At 36.6% G+C, this 21,171-nt stretch carries 17 protein-coding genes and 1 pseudogene; 16 read left to right on the top strand and 2 right to left on the bottom strand.

What is annotated here, in order from left to right; all coding sequences use genetic code 11:
* Positions 1 to 7: 7 nt before the first annotated feature.
* Positions 8 to 1,075 carry a GGDEF domain-containing protein GdpS gene (gene gdpS, locus CKV71_RS10355; protein WP_095106499.1) on the bottom strand — a complete coding sequence of 356 codons (1,068 nt, stop codon included), beginning with the start codon at positions 1,073 to 1,075 and terminating at the stop codon, positions 8 to 10.
* A gap of 276 nt (positions 1,076 to 1,351) precedes the next feature.
* Here gdpS and CKV71_RS10350 point away from each other — a divergent pair, with 276 nt between their 5' ends.
* Entirely contained in the window at positions 1,352 to 2,404 is a 1,053-nt protein-coding gene (locus CKV71_RS10350; RefSeq protein WP_095106497.1) for a glycosyltransferase family 4 protein, read from the top strand.
* 164 nt (positions 2,405 to 2,568) lie between these two features.
* Here the strand turns inward: CKV71_RS10350 and CKV71_RS10345 are convergent, their stop codons facing one another.
* Positions 2,569 to 3,210, bottom strand: coding sequence for a YigZ family protein (locus CKV71_RS10345; protein ID WP_095106495.1), 642 nt, complete (start codon positions 3,208 to 3,210; stop codon positions 2,569 to 2,571).
* Between the two features lie 151 nt (positions 3,211 to 3,361).
* On the opposite strand from CKV71_RS10345, the gene fakB1 reads away from it, so the two are divergent.
* The 15 genes and pseudogenes from fakB1 (at position 3,362) to CKV71_RS10275 (ending at position 21,171) form a co-directional block, all read left to right on the top strand.
* Positions 3,362 to 4,246: a fatty acid kinase binding subunit FakB1 gene (fakB1, locus tag CKV71_RS10340; RefSeq protein WP_095106493.1), complete on the top strand. Its 885-nt coding sequence runs from the start codon at positions 3,362 to 3,364 to the stop codon at positions 4,244 to 4,246.
* Positions 4,247 to 4,330: 84 nt separating this feature from the next.
* Positions 4,331 to 5,632, top strand: coding sequence for a DEAD/DEAH box helicase family protein (locus CKV71_RS10335; protein ID WP_095106491.1), 1,302 nt, complete (start codon positions 4,331 to 4,333; stop codon positions 5,630 to 5,632).
* Complete coding sequence (locus tag CKV71_RS10330) at positions 5,625 to 6,326, top strand: ComF family protein (RefSeq protein ID WP_095106490.1); 702 nt, start codon at positions 5,625 to 5,627, stop codon at positions 6,324 to 6,326. The genes CKV71_RS10335 and CKV71_RS10330 overlap by 8 nt, the downstream gene beginning before the upstream one ends.
* Before the next feature lie 68 nt (positions 6,327 to 6,394).
* Complete coding sequence (hpf, locus tag CKV71_RS10325; RefSeq protein WP_095106489.1) at positions 6,395 to 6,958, top strand: ribosome hibernation-promoting factor, HPF/YfiA family; 564 nt, start codon at positions 6,395 to 6,397, stop codon at positions 6,956 to 6,958.
* Between the two features lie 337 nt (positions 6,959 to 7,295).
* Positions 7,296 to 9,824 carry a preprotein translocase subunit SecA gene (gene secA / locus CKV71_RS10320; protein ID WP_095106487.1) on the top strand — a complete coding sequence of 843 codons (2,529 nt, stop codon included), beginning with the start codon at positions 7,296 to 7,298 and terminating at the stop codon, positions 9,822 to 9,824.
* Positions 9,825 to 9,998: 174 nt separating this feature from the next.
* A protein-coding gene (gene prfB / locus CKV71_RS10315) for a peptide chain release factor 2 (protein WP_126557814.1) occupies positions 9,999 to 11,115 on the top strand; the annotation gives its coding sequence in 2 pieces (ribosomal slippage) (positions 9,999 to 10,070 and positions 10,072 to 11,115; 1,116 coding nt in all).
* Between the two features lie 284 nt (positions 11,116 to 11,399).
* Positions 11,400 to 12,383 (top strand): COG3942 and LysM peptidoglycan-binding domain-containing protein, encoded by a 984-nt coding sequence (locus CKV71_RS10310; RefSeq protein ID WP_095106483.1) that lies wholly within the window; start codon positions 11,400 to 11,402, stop codon positions 12,381 to 12,383.
* Between the two features lie 209 nt (positions 12,384 to 12,592).
* Positions 12,593 to 13,234 (top strand): YfbR-like 5'-deoxynucleotidase, encoded by a 642-nt coding sequence (locus CKV71_RS10305; RefSeq protein ID WP_095106481.1) that lies wholly within the window; start codon positions 12,593 to 12,595, stop codon positions 13,232 to 13,234.
* A gap of 6 nt (positions 13,235 to 13,240) precedes the next feature.
* Positions 13,241 to 13,486, top strand: a complete 246-nt coding sequence (locus CKV71_RS10300) for a CsbA family protein (RefSeq protein ID WP_095106478.1) — start codon at positions 13,241 to 13,243, stop codon at positions 13,484 to 13,486.
* Positions 13,487 to 13,843: 357 nt separating this feature from the next.
* Entirely contained in the window at positions 13,844 to 15,826 is a 1,983-nt protein-coding gene (uvrB, locus tag CKV71_RS10295) for an excinuclease ABC subunit UvrB (RefSeq protein ID WP_095106476.1), read from the top strand.
* A gap of 7 nt (positions 15,827 to 15,833) precedes the next feature.
* On the top strand, positions 15,834 to 18,677 hold the full coding sequence (uvrA, locus tag CKV71_RS10290; protein ID WP_095106474.1) for an excinuclease ABC subunit UvrA: 2,844 nt from the start codon (positions 15,834 to 15,836) through the stop codon (positions 18,675 to 18,677).
* A 231-nt stretch (positions 18,678 to 18,908) separates the two neighbouring features.
* Positions 18,909 to 19,847, top strand: a complete 939-nt coding sequence (gene hprK, locus CKV71_RS10285) for an HPr(Ser) kinase/phosphatase (RefSeq protein ID WP_095106472.1) — start codon at positions 18,909 to 18,911, stop codon at positions 19,845 to 19,847.
* Positions 19,847 to 20,611 (top strand): annotated as a pseudogene (gene lgt, locus CKV71_RS10280) (prolipoprotein diacylglyceryl transferase); the annotation flags it as partial. The gene hprK and the pseudogene lgt, both read left to right, overlap by 1 nt.
* Positions 20,610 to 20,684, top strand: coding sequence for a hypothetical protein (locus tag CKV71_RS12795; RefSeq protein WP_371684985.1), 75 nt, complete (start codon positions 20,610 to 20,612; stop codon positions 20,682 to 20,684). The pseudogene lgt and the gene CKV71_RS12795, both read left to right, overlap by 2 nt.
* 4 nt (positions 20,685 to 20,688) lie before the next feature.
* Positions 20,689 to 21,171 (top strand): acyltransferase, encoded by a 483-nt coding sequence (locus tag CKV71_RS10275; RefSeq protein WP_371684976.1) that lies wholly within the window; start codon positions 20,689 to 20,691, stop codon positions 21,169 to 21,171.

Below are 21,171 nucleotides of genomic sequence, written 5' to 3'. Positions count from 1 at the left end.
TTTAAATTTAAGATTTAACAATTGGATTAAATATAACTTGATTACGGCCTTCGTTTTTAGCCATATGCAGCATATCATCTGCATCTTTAAATACTTTGCGTTGAGATTTGTAATCTTCTGCTGTGAGATACCCGATACCGATAGATACGGATAATTTGATGACTTCTTTGTCAGGAAGATGGAATGTTGATTGTTCAACACCAGCTCTGATGCTTTCAGCAAGTTTCACACTTTGGTCTAAAGAATAGCCGAGTACTACCACTGAAAATTCTTCTCCGCCATTTCGGAAAATCCGAATGTTAGGAGGGACGTAATTAATTAAGAGTTGTGAAATCTGTTTGAGTACAGCATCGCCAGAACGATGTGTAAAAGCATCATTGACATCTTTGAAACCATCAATATCAATCAGCAACAATCCTAAACTTGTTGATTGATCTTCCGCTTCATCTGCCATTTTATTCAAATAACGATCGAATTCTTTTACATTTCCTAAACCTGTCAAATAATCATAGCGGTCCTCACTTTCATACCGTTGAACCAAAGTGAAGAAGCGCCAAATATCGACGAAAGTAATAGATGAAGCAATAGTCACTACGAATGATATAGGTATTAAATAAATGATTTCTTGCAAGGTATAGAGCTTTGTAATAATAGAAATAATACTTAAAATAATTAAACTGATTGCATTGAGTATCTGTAAAGAAACAATGTCATTTTGTTTGATAAAGGGTCCGATAAAGCTGACAGCAAGTGCAATAATTAATAAAGCAATATTATAAGCTAACGGATCTCCATACACAAAGACATCTACGACGAAAATAATTGCTGCAGATACCATAGTGAAAAATACATTAGTATAGCGTCCTAAGAAGAGCAACGGTACAAATGTTAAAAATAATAAATAATCATGAACTGGAATAGGATATGCAGCCAGTAACAGCGCTACCACAGTCATTAAGATAGTGACATAGGTTTGCGAGAATTTCATCTGCTTGGTTTCAGAATACTGCAACCTATGAAAGAGATAGATTCCTGCAACGGTAACAGAAATATTATAAATGATAGCTTCAATCATGTAATCTACTCCTTTGTTTTACCACTTAGTTATTGTAAGTGAAAATATACATTTTGTCATCTCACAGCTCATAAAATACTATTCCGTTAGGATACATTTAGTATGATTCATGTTAGAATAAGTTATTAGATAATTTAACAATTTGTTAAATGAAAGGAGGTCCACTTGTCAAAGGACCCAGAATTGTGCAACATTTTTATTTTTATAATATAAAAGTATTTTAAATTCACTTCGTTTATGAAGAAATGTTGAAATGGTTTTGACAATGGAGGACAGATGATAACACTTTTACTCGTAGTATTTTCAATGATTGTCAGCTTAATACTTACACCTATTGTTATTAAGATATCCATAAAATTAGATATAATGGATAAACCTAATTACAGAAAGGTACATACTCGACCCATTTCTGTTTTAGGCGGTACAGTGATTCTCTTTTCATTTATGTTGGGAATTTGGATTGGACATCCTATCGAACGAGAGATTATTCCGTTAATTATTGGAACCATCATTATGTATTTAGTGGGATTAATAGACGATGTGTATAATTTGAAACCCATTCTTAAATTATTAGGACAATGTTTAGCAGCATTGGTAGTGGTTTATTATGGTGTCACTATCGACTTTATTCAGTTACCATTCGGTATTATTCATTTTGGTGTCTTGAGTGTACCTATCACTGTTTTTTGGATTATTGCTATTACAAACGCAATTAACTTAATTGATGGCCTAGATGGGCTGGCAGCAGGAGTTTCAACCATTGCCTTTATGACAATAGGTTTTATAGCCATCTTACAAGCAGATATATTTATTATTATGATCTGCAGTGTCATGATTGGTTCATTGATTGGATTCCTATTTTATAATTTCCATCCTGCAAAAATTTTCTTAGGTGACAGCGGTTCGTTGCAACTTGGTTTTATTATCAGCTTTTTATCCTTATTAGGTTTTAAAAATATCACGTTCTTCTCTTTGTTTTTCCCAATGGTGATTTTAGCTGTGCCATTTATAGATACATTATTTGCAATGATTCGCCGTGCTAAAAAAGGACAAAAAATCATGCAAGCAGATAAATCACATCTGCATCACAAATTATTAAAGTTAGGCTATACACATAGACAAACCGTAGTGCTGATATACTCGATTGCGATTTTATTCAGTATTTCCAGTGTCATCTTATATCTTTCACAACCATGGGGCGTAGTGATGATGCTGATACTCATTTTAATTACAATTGAATTAATTGTGGAATTTACAGGATTGATAGATGATAATTATCGTCCGTTCTTAAGATTATTAGAAAAAAGACATCAGAAACACGAAGATTAGAATGAGGGAGCAGAACAGAAATAACATTGGTTAAAATTATTTCGTCGTCTCGTCCCGACAAAGCTAACTAGGATAGAAAAAAGTTTGGAACAAACGCGTTTTCTATTCAGATAGCTACTGCCAGTTCAAAGAGACTGGGACATTATTATGTCCCAGCCCCTTTGTTATTTGGTTTCAATATCGAAAGGTAAACGTGTTGCTTCGCCTTTTTCCAATTCATATTTGCCTGCAGTAATACGATTTAAGAAATTAATAAAGTCCTCAAAGTCTTCTTCAAGTACATCAATCTTGTAACTTACTTTATCTGTATATACAGTGTCACGCAAAATAAAATCAGTAGATTGCAATTCATACTCGAGTTTGCCAGTTAAATCATAGCTGATTGTAACTGTAGTAGGGTAGGCATTGCGCAACTCTACACGTCCACCTTCTTTAATCGCATCTCTGACCGCACCGCTATATGCTCTGATTAATCCGCCTGTTCCTAGTTTGATACCGCCAAAATAGCGTGTTACTACAGCAACGGTATTGTGTGTATCTAATTTTTTTAAGATTTCTAACATCGGAACTCCGGCTGTTCCGCTGGGTTCACCATCATCATTGGCTTTTTGAATCAGCATGTTATCTCCGATAGTATAAGCCGAACAATTATGGGTCGCTTCACGATGTTCTTTTTTCACTGTATCAATAAACGCTTTGGCCTCTTCTTCTGTTTGCACAGGCTTGATATGTGCAATAAAGCGTGATTTATTGATGGTGTTTTCGATAGTATATTCTTGTTTAATCGTAATAATATGATTTTCCATACCTAACATCCTCATATAATAAATTCATTGACTTGCTACTCTTATCCTTCATTATACATGCTCTTAATCGGTTTTCTAAATATTAAAATCAATTTTCTTTTCAGGAAAAATAAGGTATGATTAATAACGAGTATATTTTAGGAGGATTCGTATGAAGATTGCTGTGATGACAGACTCCACAACATCATTACCTCAGCGTTTAATAGATAAATATAATATTTCAGTCGTTTCGCTCAGTGTAACTTTCGCAAATGGAGATAACTATATAGAAGGCAAAGAATTGAATGCATCAGAACTTTACCGTCGCATGAAAAGCGAAAAAACATTGCCTACGACGAGTCAACCGGCAATCGGTAATGTCATTCAAGAATATGAACGCTTGCGTGATGCAGGGTATACTGATGTAGTAGGATTATTTTTATCCGCCGGCATCAGCGGGACATACCAAGCAGCTACCCAAGCTGGTGAAATGGTTGAAGGCATCAATGTACATACTTTCGACTCTAAATTATCAGGCATGATTTTAGGCGGTTATGTTATTTACGCTGCTGAACGTGTAGAGGCAGGATTGACTGCAGAAGAAGTAATGAAAGAATTATTAGAGATGCGCGAATATACCGGTGCTCTAGTGGTTGTAGATGACTTGAAAAATCTGCAAAAAAGCGGCCGTATTACAGGTGCGCAAGCTTTTATCGGTTCGTTGCTGAAAATGAAACCTGTGTTAGAATTTGTGGATGGTAAAATTTTGCCATTAGATAAAGTACGTACGAAAAAACGTGCGATTAAAACGATAGAGCAAGGTGTTTTAGATAGAGTAAAAGACTATGACAACGTCACTTTATATGTAGTGAATGGTGATGCCAAAGAAGACGGTCTTAAATTATTCAAACATTTAAAAGAAAATTATCCAGACTATGTCATTAATTATTCAGAATTCACACCAGTTATCGCCACACATTTAGGTGTCGGAAGTGTTGCATTAGGATTTACGAACAAGCATATCGCAACATTAGCAAATTCACCAGAAGAAGAATAATTTTTCTTTATAGAGCAGGGGCTGGGGCAAATTGATGTCCGGTTCCCTGCCTTTTTTCATCTCAAGAAATTACTGACAAAAGGAATGATTGAAATTAAGCACTACGGCAAATTAATACGCCACAAAGAAGATTTATCAGATGAAACCATCAGAACTGTGCAAAAAGGCGTGATCAAAAACAAGCAAGGCAGATGGCAGTGTATTCAATGCGAAAGTCCTGAACGCGCAGACTATTATACGTATTACTCAGAACCACTGCACTCGGAAATCACTTATTGCAGACACTGTTTGCAATTAGGTCGTATGGATACGCACAATGATATTTATATAACTGACAGCCGTCGAGAAACAAGCAAAGCTGACTATCACCTAGATTTCCAATTGTCAGAACAGCAGACTTATGCTTCTGAAAATGTCATACGGGCCATTCAAACACATGAAAAATTACTGCTCTATGCTGTTACAGGGGCAGGAAAGACCGAGATGATGTTTGCGGGCATTCAATATGCAAGGCAACAAGGGTATAATGTAGCCGTGATTTCGCCGCGTGTAGACGTGGTAGTTGAAATCAGTGCACGGATTGCAGAAGCCTTCTCTGCTGAAAATATCGATGTACTCTACCAAGGTCAATCCCAACAATATAATGGTCACTTCGTTGTTGCGACCGTTCATCAACTCTACCGCTTCAAACACCACTTTGATGTCATCTTTATCGATGAAGTCGATGCTTTCCCGCTGTCCATGGATCCATTGCTGATGAAGACGATTAACAGTGCATCAGTTTCTACTGCAAGCCACATTTATATGACCGCGACTCCCTCTAGAAAATTGCGCTCCCAATTCAAACCAGCCAATATTATTACACTTCCAGCACGCTACCATCGTCGTTCGCTTCCCGTGCCGACTTATCGCTATTTGAAATTCAAACCGACAAAACTGCAACACCAGTTACTAAGACTCTTTCAGCAGCAAATCAACATTCAACGTTACACTCTCGTATTTTTCAACCATATAGAAGCAATGAAAGCAGCCTTTGAAATCTACGCGGAGCATATCCCAAATCTCATCTACGTACACAGTGAAGATGCCTTGCGCTTTGATAAAGTCACAGCTTTAAGAGAAGGCAGACATCCTATTGTTTTCACTACAACCATCCTCGAACGCGGCTTCACTATGCCTCATCTAGATGTCATAGTATTAGAAAGCCAAACCTATTCGACAGCTGCCCTCGTCCAAATCGCTGGACGCGTCGGCAGAAAGATGCAAGATACCAGCGGACTCGTCCTCTATCTGCACAATGGCGTATCCATCAGCATGCTGTGTGCCAAAGCACAAATCAAACAAATGAATACAATCGGACTTCAAAAGGGGTGGTTAGATGCCTAAATGCTGCCAATGCCTGCAAAAATTTACCGAGCCACTCACAGCAGACAATTTTTACCGCAAACCAGAAATACTCTGCGAAACCTGTCGAGAAGCATGGCAACAAAGTCTTATTTCCCGGGAAAAGAAAACTTTGAAAAGTGCTGGACGCTGTACGAGATGCCTTAAACCTTTAGCAGAGAATGAAACAGAATGCCTGGATTGCAAATTTCTAGCGCAACGTTTTACTTTAATCAATCAACTGTATTGTGACTATTGTTATCAAGGAACAGTACGTGAGGTTATCCATCAATATAAGATAGCGGGAGATACGGCGCTATGTGAAGTGATTGCTGAACAAATCAACTTGCCGAAGAAGAAATATGATTATATTGTACCAATTCCTTCACCGATAGAAAGAGATGTGAAGCGGACTTTCAATCCTGTCAAACAAGTATTAAAAGCAAAAAAGATAGCGTATAAGCCGTTATTAGATACACAAATACGACCAAAGCAATCCAGCTTAGGGAAAAGAGAACGAGCACAAGCTGAAAATCCCTTTTGCTTCTCCGCAATGGCGCAATCTTTAGACCTTGTAAATAAGGCGATTTTACTCGTAGATGATATTTATACAACAGGTTTGACCGTCCATCATGCGGCGGAAATATTACTTGTCAGAAAAATAGGAAAAGTCGATGTATTTACTTTTGCTAGGTAGTATAAACATGTTATTATAATAGTGAGCATTACCAATCACATATATAGAGGTTAAAGGAGTCGATTACTATGATTAGATTTGAAATTCATGGAGACAACCTCACTATTACAGACGCAATACGTAATTACATTGAGGACAAAGTTGGTAAACTTGAACGTTACTTCACTAATGTGCCGAATGTGAATGCACACGTAAAAGTGAAAACTTATGCAAATTCAAGCACAAAAATTGAAGTTACAATTCCGCTTAAAGACGTTACACTTCGTGCAGAAGAAAGAAACGATGATTTATATGCAGGAATTGACTTAATTACTAACAAATTAGAACGCCAAGTTCGTAAATACAAAACACGTGTTAATCGTAAAAAACGTAAAGACAGCGAACAAGAGCCGTTCCCAGCTACACCGGAAACACCGCCGGAAGCAGCTGATCATGATAAAGATGATGAAATTGAAATCATCCGTTCTAAACAATTCAGCTTAAAACCAATGGATTCTGAAGAAGCAGTACTGCAAATGGACTTGCTTGGCCATGACTTCTTCATTTTCACTGATCGAGAAACAGATGGTACAAGTATCGTCTACCGTCGTAAAGATGGCAAATACGGCTTGATTGAAACAGTAGAAAACTAATATTTGATAATTAAAAGTGCTCTTGCGGCAGTCGATGTCGCAAGAGTTTATTTTTTTCTAAGACGCCCTATTAAGATTTGATTAATTAAATAGCAATTGATTGATTTACAGGTTGGGTCCGTGTCAAAATAAGAGGGATGTATTAAGTACACAATTGAAGAAACTACGATATTAAAGATTAAAGAAAAAATGAAACTGTAAGACGCACATCTGGATAGAGACAACAAAACAGTATATATATAGTATCCTATGAGTTTTTAAGTATAAATCAAACCATATAAATGGTAAGATGAATTGTTGTAAGCCAAACAGTTTTTATACCAAAGGAGCGAACAGAATGGGTTTTTTAACAAAAATTGTTGACGGCAATAAGAGAGAAATTAAACGCCTAAGTAAGCAAGCTGACAAAGTACTCGCTTTAGAAGAAGAAATGTCGATTCTTACTGATGAAGAAATCAGAAATAAAACCAAAGCATTTCAAGAAAGATTGCAAGCAGAAGAAGATGTACAAAAGCAAAATAAAATTTTAGACGAAATTTTACCAGAAGCCTTTGCACTCGTACGTGAAGGATCTAAACGTGTGTTCAATATGATACCCTACCCAGTACAAATCATGGGAGGTATCGCCATTCATAACGGTGATATTTCTGAAATGAGAACGGGTGAAGGTAAAACATTAACTGCAACAATGCCGACGTATTTAAATGCTTTAGCAGGACGCGGCGTACACGTTATTACAGTCAATGAATATTTAGCAAGTTTCCAAAGTGAAGAGATGGCTGAGTTGTATAACTTCTTAGGTTTATCAGTCGGATTAAACTTGAACAGTCTTTCAACAGAACAAAAGCGTGAAGCTTATAATGCAGATATTACTTATAGTACAAATAATGAACTCGGTTTTGATTATTTACGCGACAACATGGTGAATTATTCAGAAGAACGTGTTATGCGTCCATTGCATTTCGCTATTATTGATGAGGTTGACTCTATTTTAATCGACGAAGCACGTACGCCATTGATTATCTCAGGCGAAGCTGAAAAATCAACTTCCTTATATACTCAAGCTAACGTCTTCGCTAAAATGTTGAAAGCAGAAGATGACTATAACTATGATGAAAAAACGAAATCAGTACAGTTAACAGACCAAGGTGCTGATAAAGCTGAACGTATGTTCAAATTGGATAACTTATACGATTTAAACAACGTAGATATCATTACTCATATCAATACAGCGTTACGCGCTAATTATACGTTGCAACGTGATGTCGACTACATGGTTGTAGACGGTGAAGTATTAATCGTTGACCAATTTACAGGACGTACAATGCCGGGACGTCGTTTCTCTGAAGGTCTGCACCAAGCAATTGAAGCCAAAGAGGGTGTACAAATCCAAAATGAATCTAAAACAATGGCTTCTATTACCTTCCAAAACTACTTCCGTATGTATAATAAGCTAGCTGGTATGACAGGTACAGCGAAAACAGAGGAAGAAGAATTCCGAAATATTTACAATATGACGGTAACGCAGATTCCGACAAACCGTCCTGTTCAGCGTGAAGATAAACCAGATTTGATTTATATCAGTCAAAAAGGCAAATTTGATGCGGTAGTGGAAGACGTAGTAGAAAAACACAAAAAAGGACAACCGATTCTTCTAGGTACAGTAGCCGTTGAAACCAGTGAATATATTTCACAACTTCTGAAAAAACGCGGCGTACGTCATGATGTCTTGAACGCCAAAAATCATGAACGCGAAGCAGAAATTGTCTCTACTGCAGGTCAAAAAGGCGCAGTAACCATTGCCACTAACATGGCCGGTCGTGGTACAGATATTAAATTAGGCGAAGGTGTAGAAGAATTAGGCGGTTTAGCTGTTATCGGAACAGAACGTCATGAATCACGCCGTATCGATGATCAGTTGCGTGGTCGTTCTGGACGTCAAGGCGACCGTGGCGAAAGTCGTTTCTACTTATCTTTGCAAGATGAATTAATGGTACGTTTCGGCTCTGAACGTTTACAAAAAATGATGGGCCGATTAGGTATGGATGATTCTACACCGATAGAATCAAAAATGGTGTCACGTGCAGTTGAATCTGCGCAAAAACGTGTTGAAGGTAATAACTTCGATGCACGTAAACGTATCTTAGAATATGATGAAGTATTACGTAAACAACGTGAAATTATCTATAACGAACGTAATAATATTATCGATTCCGAATCAAGTTCAGAACTGGTAATTACGATGATGCGTTCTACATTAGATCGCGCAATCACATATTATGTGAATGAAGAAATTGATGAAATTGACTATACACCGTTTATCAACTTTATCGAGGACGTCTTCTTGCACGAAGGTGAAGTAAAAGAAGAAGAAATCAAAGGTAAAGATCGTGAAGATATCTTTGATACTGTTTGGGCTAAAATTGAAAAAGCTTATGAAGCACAAAAGGCTAATATTCCTGAACAATTCAATGAGTTTGAGCGTATGATTCTATTACGTTCTATTGATGGACGTTGGACTGACCACATCGATACGATGGATCAATTGCGTCAAGGTATTCATTTGCGTTCATATGGACAACAAAATCCGCTTCGTGACTATCAAAATGAAGGACATCAATTGTTTGACACTATGATGGTGAATATTGAAGAAGATGTCAGCAAGTATATCTTAAAATCTGTCATTACAGTAGATGACGATATTGAACGTGATAAAGCAAAAGAATATCAAGGTCAACATGTATCTGCAGAAGACGGCAAGGAAAAAGTCAAACCTAAGCCTGTTGTCAAAGACAATCACATTGGCCGTAACGACCCATGTCCATGCGGCAGCGGCAAAAAATATAAAAATTGCCACGGAAAATAATTCAACATTTGAAGGACCACTGTTAAATCGCTTTAGGAAAGGGACTCAGTAATCAGCGGAGTTTCTTTCTGACGGCCTACAGCGGTCTTTTTTTCAATCCAACAGGGTCTTAAATGTATGCTAAAATAATAAAGGTATTCTTGAAAATTAAACAGGTATTGGAGCGATATGAATATGGAATTATCTGAAATTAAACGTAATCTTGCGAATTATGAAGAGAAATTAAATCAACTTAGGGGGTCTCTTTGACTTAGAAGAAAAAGAGACGAATATCCAAGAATATGAAGAAATGATGACGGACCCGAATTTCTGGGACGATCAACAAAAAGCGCAGGAAGTTATCGATAAAAATAATGCATTGAAGCATGTGGTCAATGGTTATCGTGAATTAGAAGCGGAATTAGAAGATATGACTGCCACTCATGAATTGTTGGCAGAAGAATATGATGAAGATTTGAAAGCAGACTTAGAAGAGGAAGCAATCGGATTTAAAGATAAATTAGATCAATTTGAATTGCAATTATTATTGAATGGACCTTATGATGCGAATAATGCGATTTTAGAATTGCATCCAGGCGCGGGCGGTACGGAATCGCAAGACTGGGCGAGTATGTTGTTGCGTATGTATCAACGTTATGCAGAGCAACAAGGATTTAAAGTAGAAGTGGCAGATTATTTGCCGGGTGATGAAGCGGGCGTTAAGAGTGTAACGCTAGTCATTAAAGGACACAATGCTTATGGTTACTTGAAAGCAGAAAAAGGCGTACATCGTCTGGTACGTATTTCACCGTTTGATTCATCTGGACGTCGTCATACCTCATTTGTATCTTGTGATGTGATTCCTGAGTTCAGTAATAATGAGATTGAAATAGAAATTAATCCAGATGATATCACAGTGGATACTTTCAGAGCATCCGGAGCCGGCGGACAACATATTAACAAAACAGAATCTGCTATCCGTATTACGCACCATCCAACTGGAATTGTGGTCAATAACCAAAATGAACGTTCGCAAATTAAAAACCGTGAAGCGGCTATGAAAATGTTGAAATCTAAATTGTATCAATTGAAATTAGAAGAACAAGAACGTGAAATGGCTGAAATTCGAGGAGAGCAAAAAGAAATCGGATGGGGCAGTCAAATCCGTTCGTATGTCTTCCATCCATATTCTATGGTGAAAGATCATCGTACAAATGAAGAAACAGGTAATGTAAATGCTGTGATGGATGGAGAAATCGGACCATTTATTGAAGCTTACTTAAGAACACAAATGGATAATCGTGAAGCGTAAGAAAAGTAAGGAGCTGGACATTATTATGCCCAGCTCCTATTTAATAAAATTTTAAATGCAATATGCATGATTTAATGTTACTGAAAAGTAGTTTACAGCATTTTTAAAAGCGCTGCTTATTCCTATAATATCAAGGTGTGATAAATATCTTGCAAAAAAGTTTGAGAATAAAGAATTGAGGGTATTATAACGGTTATATTACAACTGTTTAACATCAATCCATTGCGTTAATTTTTATGCTATATTTAGTTCACTTAAATTGACAGCAAAGGATGAACTAATAAATGAAGAAAGCTTTATTACTCTCAGCGGCATCGGTGACAGTTTTTACAGGATTAAATAGCGTTGCGAATGCAGAACAAACTCATGTAGTTAAAGAAGACGCTAAACTAAGTGATGTTGCAGCTTTGTTTGCTACTACTACGAACGAAATTAAAAATTTAAATAAATTAAATCAAGAAGACGTTAAAAAGGACACTGAATTAGTTTTACCGGACACAGATGTTGTTGAGGTGAAGGCAGGAGATTCTTTAAATTCAATCGCTAAAGCGCATAAAATTTCAATTGAAAAATTGAAAGAACTTAACCCGGGACTTACTAACTTAATTTTACCTGGTGACATTTTAGCGGTTTCAGATAAAGGCGCAGCACATTTACAAGCGTTATATACAGGCAAAGCGGTTAAAGAAGTTGAAAAACAATCTTACAATGAAGAACAGAAGCATACAGAACAACCGACACATTCAGGTTACAGAACAGTAGAACATAAAGATGCAGCACCGACAACTTACTATTCTAATGACAGCAGCGAATATACAGCGCCTGCTCAATCTGGTTATTCGTACTATAGTGCTCCTGCAACAAACTCAGATTATACTTCATATAACACAAACACAACATCTTATAGTGCACCAGCAGCAACACAAGCATCATATTCAAATTATTCAGGTGCTAACTACTATACTGCAGGTCAATGTACTTATTATGTATTTGATCGTGCAGGCGGTAAAGCTGGCTCATTATGGGGTAATGCGAATAACTGGGCAAGCGCAGCAGCTGCTTCAGGACGTACTGTAAATAACACGCCAGCAGCGGGTGCAATTATGCAATCTTCAGCAGGTGCATATGGCCATGTAGCATACGTAGAAGGCGTAAACGGTGATGGTTCAGTTCGTGTTTCTGAAATGAACTATGGTTATGGACCAGGTGTCGTTACTTCACGTACACTTTCAGCTGGACAAGCAGCTTCATATAACTTTATTCATTAATCAATATCATATATGGATAATATACAAGGGCACTGTTCTCTAATTTTGAGGATAGTGCTCTTTTATTTTAAAAAAGTGTTATTGAATCTGGCTTGAAAGGGTAAAAGACAAGCGAATGTAAAAAATCAAATTGTATTTTCAAAGTTCTTGCAAGAATGTCAACTTTTCGAGTATAATAACTCATTAAATAGACAAGGGGTGAGCTGAATATGGGTGTACATCAATATTTTAAAAGACTATCAGATCTAGAAAAGCTAATACGCTTGCCTGGAAAATTTAAATATTTTGAACATAATGTAGCTGCGCATTCTTTCAAAGTTACTAAGATTGCTCAATACTTAGGTACAGTAGAAGAAGCGCACGGTAACGAAATCAACTGGAAAAATTTATATGAAAAGGCTTTGAATCATGACTTTGCAGAAGTCTTTACAGGAGACATCAAGACACCTGTAAAATATGCAAGTCGCGATTTGAAAGTGTTGTTCTCACAAGTCGAAGAGGAAATGGTTGATAACTTTATCAGAGAAGAGTTTCCTCCTGAATATCAAGATGTTTATAGAGAAAGGCTGCAAGAAGGTAAGGATGACTCTTTAGAAGGACAAATATTGGCAGTAGCTGATAAAATCGATTTGCTTTATGAAACATTTGGTGAAATACAAAAGAGAAATCCAGATGATTTGTTCTTCGAAATTTATGAGATGTCTTTAGAAACAATTATGCAGTTTGATCATTTAGTATCGGTACAAGACTTTATCGATAATGTAATTCCGGAAATGTTGACAGAAAACTTCATTCCACGATCGGAATTGCGAGAATTAACAATGTCGATTTTAAATAAAAGAGATGGGTGACAACTTATGGTTCTCGTTTGGTATCTTTGTGCTTCGTTTTTCCCTTGCGTTTTAGTTGTATTATTCAGTGTAGTTACTAAAAATAAATGGGTAGGTGCAATTGTAACATTGACGTTGATTGGCGGGTCAATTTATAAAGGTTTCTTCCATAATGAGTGGATTATTTTTATAGATGTTGTATCGTTGTTAGCGGGATTTGTCATTGTTGATCAATTGAATCTTCACAAACAGCACGAAGATGAAGATCGTTAAAAAGAATGAATCAGATAATAAATTTCAGTACTTGTCACTTTTAAGGCAAGTGCTTTTTTCGTCTTAAAAAAACTTTTTACCTTACGAACAGATGTTTGTATTTTTTCGGATGAATCTGTTAAAATAGTTTATGATACAAAAAGTTTGAGATAAAGCCAAAATGAGAATATATAGATTAGCAAATAGGGTTAAATTAAATGTACAAACAGACAGTGCGGATTGAACAAATCATAATGTTCTTCATCTGAAAATGAGGTTGAGACAACGAGGATGTCTCAGCCGATTTATATTTTAGTACATTGATATCAAGATAGAATATGATTATGTGAATATAAATAAAAGGAGATTGTTGATTGCATGGAACACCATCCATTTAAAATTGTCTCTGGTTATGAACCTCAAGGTGACCAGCCTACAGCGATTAAAGAGCTTACAGAGGGTATTAAAGCGGGCAAACGTCATCAAACATTGTTAGGTGCGACAGGGACAGGTAAAACTTTTACAATGAGCAATGTGATTAAAGAAGTAGGTAAACCGACACTTGTTATCGCACATAACAAGACACTTGCCGGTCAATTATACAATGAATTTAAAGAGCTATTTCCAGAAAATAGAGTAGAGTATTTCGTCAGCTTTTATGATTATTATCAACCAGAAGCTTATGTTCCTTCAACTGATACATTTATTGAAAAGGATGCAACAATCAATGACGAAATCGATCAATTACGACATTCCGCAACAAGTTCTCTATTTGAACGTGATGATGTAATTATTGTGGCTAGTGTCAGCTGTATTTTTGGATTAGGGAATCCGGAAGAATATAGTGACTTAGTAGTAAACATCAGAGAAGGCATGGAGATGGACCGCAGTCAGTTTTTAAGAGACTTAGTGGACATTCAATATACCAGAAATGATATTGATTTTAAACGTGGTACCTTCAGAGTTCGCGGAGATGTAGTTGAAGTCTTTCCAGCTTCACGTGAAGAAATATGTATTCGTGTGGAATTTTTCGGAGATGAAATTGATCGTATCAGCGAAGTGAATTACTTAACTGGAGAAGTCTTAAGACAACGGGAACACTTCTCAATTTTCCCGGCATCTCACTATGTAACACGTGATGAAAAGTTGAAATTGGCGATTGAAAGAATTGAAAAAGAATTAGAAGAACGTCTAAAAGAGTTACGTTCTGAAAATAAACTATTAGAAGCTCAAAGATTGGAACAAAGAACCAATTATGATTTGGAAATGATGAGAGAAATGGGCTTTTGTTCAGGAATTGAAAACTACTCTGTTCATTTAACTTTACGCCCAATCGGTTCCACACCTTACACGTTACTTGATTACTTCGGTGATGATTGGTTGGTAATGATTGATGAGTCTCATGTAACTTTACCGCAAATCAGAGGAATGTATAACGGAGACAGAGCACGTAAACAAGTGTTAATTGATCATGGTTTCCGTTTGCCGAGTGCAATTGATAATAGACCTTTAACTTTTGAAGAATTTGAAGAAAAAACCAAACAATTAGTTTATGTTTCAGCAACACCTGGACCTTATGAATTAGAACATACAGATAAAATGACTGAACAAATTATTCGACCTACTGGCTTGTTAGACCCTAAAATTGAAGTCAGACCTACTAAAAATCAAATTGATGATTTGTTAAGTGAAATTCAAGATAGAGTAGAGAAAAATGAACGTGTTTTAATTACTACTTTGACGAAAAAAATGAGTGAAGACTTAACGACTTATCTTAAAGAAGCGGGTATTAAAGTAAACTATCTGCATTCTGAAATTAAAACTTTAGAGCGTATCGAAATCATTCGAGACTTGCGTATGGGGACTTATGATGCAGTTGTAGGTATCAACTTGTTAAGAGAGGGTATCGATATACCAGAGGTTTCTCTTGTAGTAATTCTAGACGCTGATAAAGAAGGATTCTTACGTTCTGAACGTTCATTGGTACAAACGATCGGCCGTGCTGCGCGTAATGAACATGGCGAAGTAATTATGTATGCTGACAAAGTTACAGACTCTATGCAATATGCCATAGATGAAACAGAACGTCGTCGTAAGATTCAAAATGAATATAATGAAGAACACGGCATTACTCCGCAAACGATTCATAAGAAAATTCATGATGTTATCAGCGCAACAGTAGAGACAGATGAAGAAAATGAAAAAGAACAAAAAGTAGTTCCTAAAAAATTAACGAAAAAAGAACGAGAAAAAACAATTGCCAATATAGAAAAAGAAATGAAAAAAGCAGCGAAAGATTTAGACTTCGAAAGAGCAACGGAATTGAGAGATATGTTATTCGAATTAAAGGCAGAAGGGTGATATCTAGATGAAAGAACCATCCATAGTTGTAAAAGGTGCCAGAGCGCACAACTTAAAAAATGTAGATGTAGAATTACCGAAGAATAAATTAATTGTGATGACAGGCTTATCAGGTTCTGGTAAGTCTTCCTTAGCGTTCGATACAATCTATGCTGAAGGGCAGCGTCGTTATGTCGAATCGCTAAGTGCATATGCACGTCAATTCTTGGGACAAATGGATAAACCAGATGTGGACACAATTGAAGGATTGTCGCCAGCAATTTCAATTGATCAAAAAACTACCAGTAAAAATCCACGTTCAACAGTAGCAACTGTAACAGAAATATATGATTACATTCGTTTGTTGTATGCAAGAGTAGGAAAAGCATATTGTCCTGAACATGGAATTGAAATAGAATCACAAACAGTTCAACAAATGGTGGACCGTACATTAGAATTAGAAGAACGAACTAAAATTCAATTAATGGCACCAGTTGTTAATCATCGTAAAGGTTCACACGAAAAGCTATTACAAGATATCAGTAAAAAAGGTTACGTGCGTGTACGTGTTGACGGAGAAATATTAGATATTAACGATGTACCGGAGTTAGACAAGAATAAAAACCATACGATAGAAGTAGTTGTCGATCGCTTAGTAGTTAAAGATGGAATTGAGGGCAGACTAGCTGACTCAATTGAAACAGCTTTAGAACTAGCAGATGGCAACTTAACGGTTGATATTATTGATGGAGACGAATTGAAATTCTCTGAAAATCATGCCTGTCCAATTTGCGGATTCAGTATCGGTGAATTAGAACCGCGCATGTTTAGTTTCAACAGTCCATTCGGTGCATGTCCTGATTGTGATGGATTGGGTCAAAAATTAACAGCAGACGTTGATTTAATTGTGCCTGATCCGAATAAATCATTAGCAGAAGGCGCTATTGTACCTTGGGAACCTAAGAGTTCAGATTTTTATCCAACACTTTTAAAACGTGTATGCGAAGTGTATAAAATTAATATGGATAAACCTTTCAAAAAGTTGACTGATCGTCAAAAGAATATTATTTTGCATGGTTCGAAAGATAAAGAAATTAAATTTACTTTTGAATCACGAAATGGACAAAAACGCACGCGTACTATGCCATTTGAAGGCGTTATTCCGAATATTGAAAGACGCTTTCATGAATCACCTTCTGAATATGTTCGTGAAGTGATGCGTAAATATATGACTGAACTTCCTTGTGAAACGTGTCATGGAAAACGTTTGAGCAAAGAAGCATTATCTGTTTATGTAGCAGGTTTGAATATCGGAGAAGTAGTGGAGTATTCAATTAAAGAGGCGTTAGATTTCTTTGAAAACATTGATTTATCAGAGCAAGACCGAAAAATTGCAGACTTAATTTTGAAAGAAATCATTTCCAGACTGTATTTCTTAAATAATGTCGGCTTGGATTATTTAACATTGAATCGTTCATCTGGTACACTTTCTGGCGGTGAAGCACAACGAATTCGCTTAGCTACTCAAATCGGTTCCAGATTGTCAGGCGTACTCTATGTGTTGGATGAGCCGTCTATCGGCCTGCATCAACGTGATAATGACCGTTTAATTGAAACGTTGAAAGAAATGCGTGATTTAGGTAATACACTCATTGTCGTTGAACATGATGATGATACGATGAGAGAAGCGGATTACTTAGTAGATGTAGGACCAGGTGCCGGAGAACATGGCGGCGAAATTGTAGCCAGCGGTACTCCTAAACAAGTGATGCGCAATAAGAAATCCTTAACCGGTCAATATTTGAGCGGCAAGAAACGTATTGAAGTGCCAGAATACAGACGTCCAGCTACAGAGCGCAGATTGAAAGTCAGAGGCGCTAACAGTAATAACTTGAAAGACGTCAATGTTGATTTTCCACTCTCTACAATGACTGTCGTTACAGGGGTGTCTGGTTCTGGAAAAAGTTCTTTAGTAAATGAAGTGCTATATAAAACACTTGCGCAAAAGATTAACAAATCTAAAGTAAGACCTGGTAAAGTAGATGAAATTGAAGGTATCGATCAATTGGATAAAGTGATCGATATCGACCAATCTCCAATCGGTAGAACACCACGTTCAAATCCAGCTACTTACACAGGCGTTTTCGATGATATTCGCGATGTTTTTGCACAAACGAATGAAGCGAAGATTCGTGGTTACCAAAAAGGACGATTTAGTTTTAATGTCAAAGGCGGCCGTTGCGAAGCTTGTAAAGGTGACGGTATTATTAAAATAGAAATGCACTTCTTGCCTGATGTCTATGTACCTTGTGAAGTGTGCGGAGGGAAACGTTACAACCGCGAAACTTTAGAAGTCACATACAAAGGTAAAAATATTGCAGATGTATTAGATATGACTGCAGAAGAAGCTACTCACTTCTTTGAAAATATCCCTAAAATCAAACGTAAATTGCAAACTTTAGTAGATGTTGGTTTGGGCTATGTTAAATTAGGACAGCCAGCCACGACTTTATCTGGCGGTGAAGCACAACGTGTCAAACTTGCATCTGAACTGCATAAACGTTCTACTGGACGTTCTATTTATATATTAGATGAGCCGACAACGGGTTTGCATGTTGATGATATCAGCCGTTTATTGAAAGTGTTGAATCGTATTGTAGAAAACGGTGACACTGTAGTTATTATTGAACATAACTTAGACGTCATTAAGACAGCGGACTATATCATTGATTTAGGACCTGAAGGCGGTGATGGCGGTGGTACAATAGTTGCAACCGGAACGCCAGAAGAAATTGCAGAGTCACCAGATTCTTATACAGGCAAATATTTGAAAAAAGTTTTAGAACGCGATAAAGCTGAAACAACAAAATAAGAAGTCTTTATCGGAGCGGGATAGAAATAAATTTAAAATTTATTTCTATCCCGCTCCTTTCCAATACATAAAATGTTTTCCACTAAGAAAAAGTGAATAAATTTTTGAACATTGTCAAAAAATGGTAGAATGTATCAAGTAATAATCGTTAAACCGATAACTTAAAGACAATCTTTTTTGATATGATAGAGATAAGAAGAGATAAAGGAAATTGAGGATTGAGGTGAAATTATGTTAACTGCAAGAGCGTTAGTTAATAAATTCAAGTTGCAACTCGTTGCAGGTGAAGAGGGATTGGATCGTCCAATACATAATACAGATATTTCTCGACCAGGGTTAGAAATGGCAGGTTATTTTTCTCATTATGCATCAGATCGTATTCAATTATTAGGCACTACTGAGCTTTCTTTTTACAATCTGCTTCCTGATAAAGAACGTCACGGCAGATTACGTAAATTATGTCGTCCAGATACACCAGCAATTATTGTGACGCGTGATATTGAACCCCCTGAAGAATTAATTACTGCAGCAAAAGAACTAGGTACACCATTACTTACTTCTAAAGACCCTACAACTAGCTTAATGAGCCGGCTGACAACCTATCTAGAACATGAACTGGCTAAAACGACATCATTGCACGGCGTCCTTGTCGATGTTTACGGTGTAGGCGTGCTTATTACAGGGGATTCAGGTATCGGTAAAAGCGAAACCGCTTTAGAACTTGTTAAACGCGGTCATCGTCTAGTAGCAGATGATAATGTGGAAATACGTGAAATTACAAAAGATGAACTCATTGGTAAGCCACCGAAACTCATTGAACATTTATTAGAAATTCGCGGGTTAGGTATTATTAATGTGATGACCTTATTCGGTGCAGGTTCTATTTTAACTGAGAAAAAAATCGGCTTGAATATCAACTTAGAAAATTGGGATAAAGATAAATTATATGATCGTGTCGGTTTAAATGAAGAGACGTTGCGTATTCTAGAAACTGAAATCACGAAAAAAACAATTCCTGTACGTCCAGGCAGAAACGTGGCTGTTATTATTGAAGTTGCAGCAATGAATTACCGCTTGAATATTATGGGAATTAATACAGCCGAAGAGTTTAATGAACGATTAAATGCTGAAATTCTACGTAAAAATGAACATAAAGAGGAGAACGAGTGATGATGTCGAATTTGGCTTACATTGATCCTATAGCCTTTCACCTAGGTCCGGTAGAAGTGCGTTGGTACGGAATCATTATCGCAACCGGTATTTTATTAGGTTACTTTATTGCACAAGAGGGTGCTAAAAGAATAGGATTACATAAAGATGCTTTAATAGATATTATCTTTTGGAGTGCCATCTTTGGATTTATTTCCGCACGAATTTATTTTGTTATTTTCCAATGGCCCTATTATGCAGCCAACCCGGCTGAAATCCCTATGATTTGGCATGGAGGTATTGCTATTCACGGAGGCTTGATAGGTGGATTCATTACCGGGGTAATTATTTGCAAACGTAATAATCACAATCCTTTGCAAATCGGAGACATCATTGCACCAAGTATTATTTTAGCGCAAGGTATTGGACGTTGGGGCAACTTTATGAATCACGAAGCACATGGCGGACCAGTATCTAAAGCTTTTTTAGAAAATATGCATATCCCTGAATTTATTATTAATAATATGTATATTGACGGCAAATATTACCAACCAACATTTCTATATGAGTCAATTTGGGATGTAATTGGATTTGCACTATTGTTATTTTTACGCAAGCACTTACGTATTGGTGAAACATTCTTTATTTACTTAATTTGGTATTCTATCGGAAGATTTTTTGTAGAAGGTTTACGTACAGACAGCCTAATGTTGACAAGCAATATCCGTGTAGCTCAACTCGTATCCATTCTCTTGATAGTTATTAGTATCGGCATGATTGTTTATCGACGCATTAAGTTTCAACCTTCCCAATACAAAGATACTAAGGCATTACCGTGGCCTAAATAGAAAAGAGTGATGACTTGAGACATTATAAAAAGATTGTTAATCATTTTCCTCATACTAATCCTTTATGGCGCATGTATAAAATAATCAACTTTTCTAAAGTGTTCAGACAAACATTGTTAATTGAAATTGCGCGGTTTATCCCAGTGTTACCTTTAAAACTATGGATATACCGTGCTTGTTTAGGTATGAAAATCGGTAAAAAAACCGCATTTGCTTATAAAGTAATGCCAGATGTATTATATCCAGAATTAATTCGAATTGGTGATAATTGCGTAATAGGTTATAATACCACAATATTGACGCATGAGTTTCTAGTCTCAGAATATCGTATTGGAGAAGTTGTGATTGGCAATAATACTTTAATAGGCGCTAACTCAACTATTTTGGCTGGTGTAACTATAGGAAACAATGTACGTGTAGGCGCAGGTACGATTGTGAGTAAAGATATTCCGGATAATGCATTAGCATTCGGCAATCCTATGCAAATACGTTTATAG

This window comes from Staphylococcus piscifermentans (assembly GCF_900186985.1).
GTDB classification, from domain to species: Bacteria; Bacillota; Bacilli; order Staphylococcales; family Staphylococcaceae; genus Staphylococcus; species Staphylococcus piscifermentans.
The sequence above is the reverse complement of the archived record's forward strand: the minus strand, read 5'-3'. Positions and strand labels throughout refer to the sequence as shown.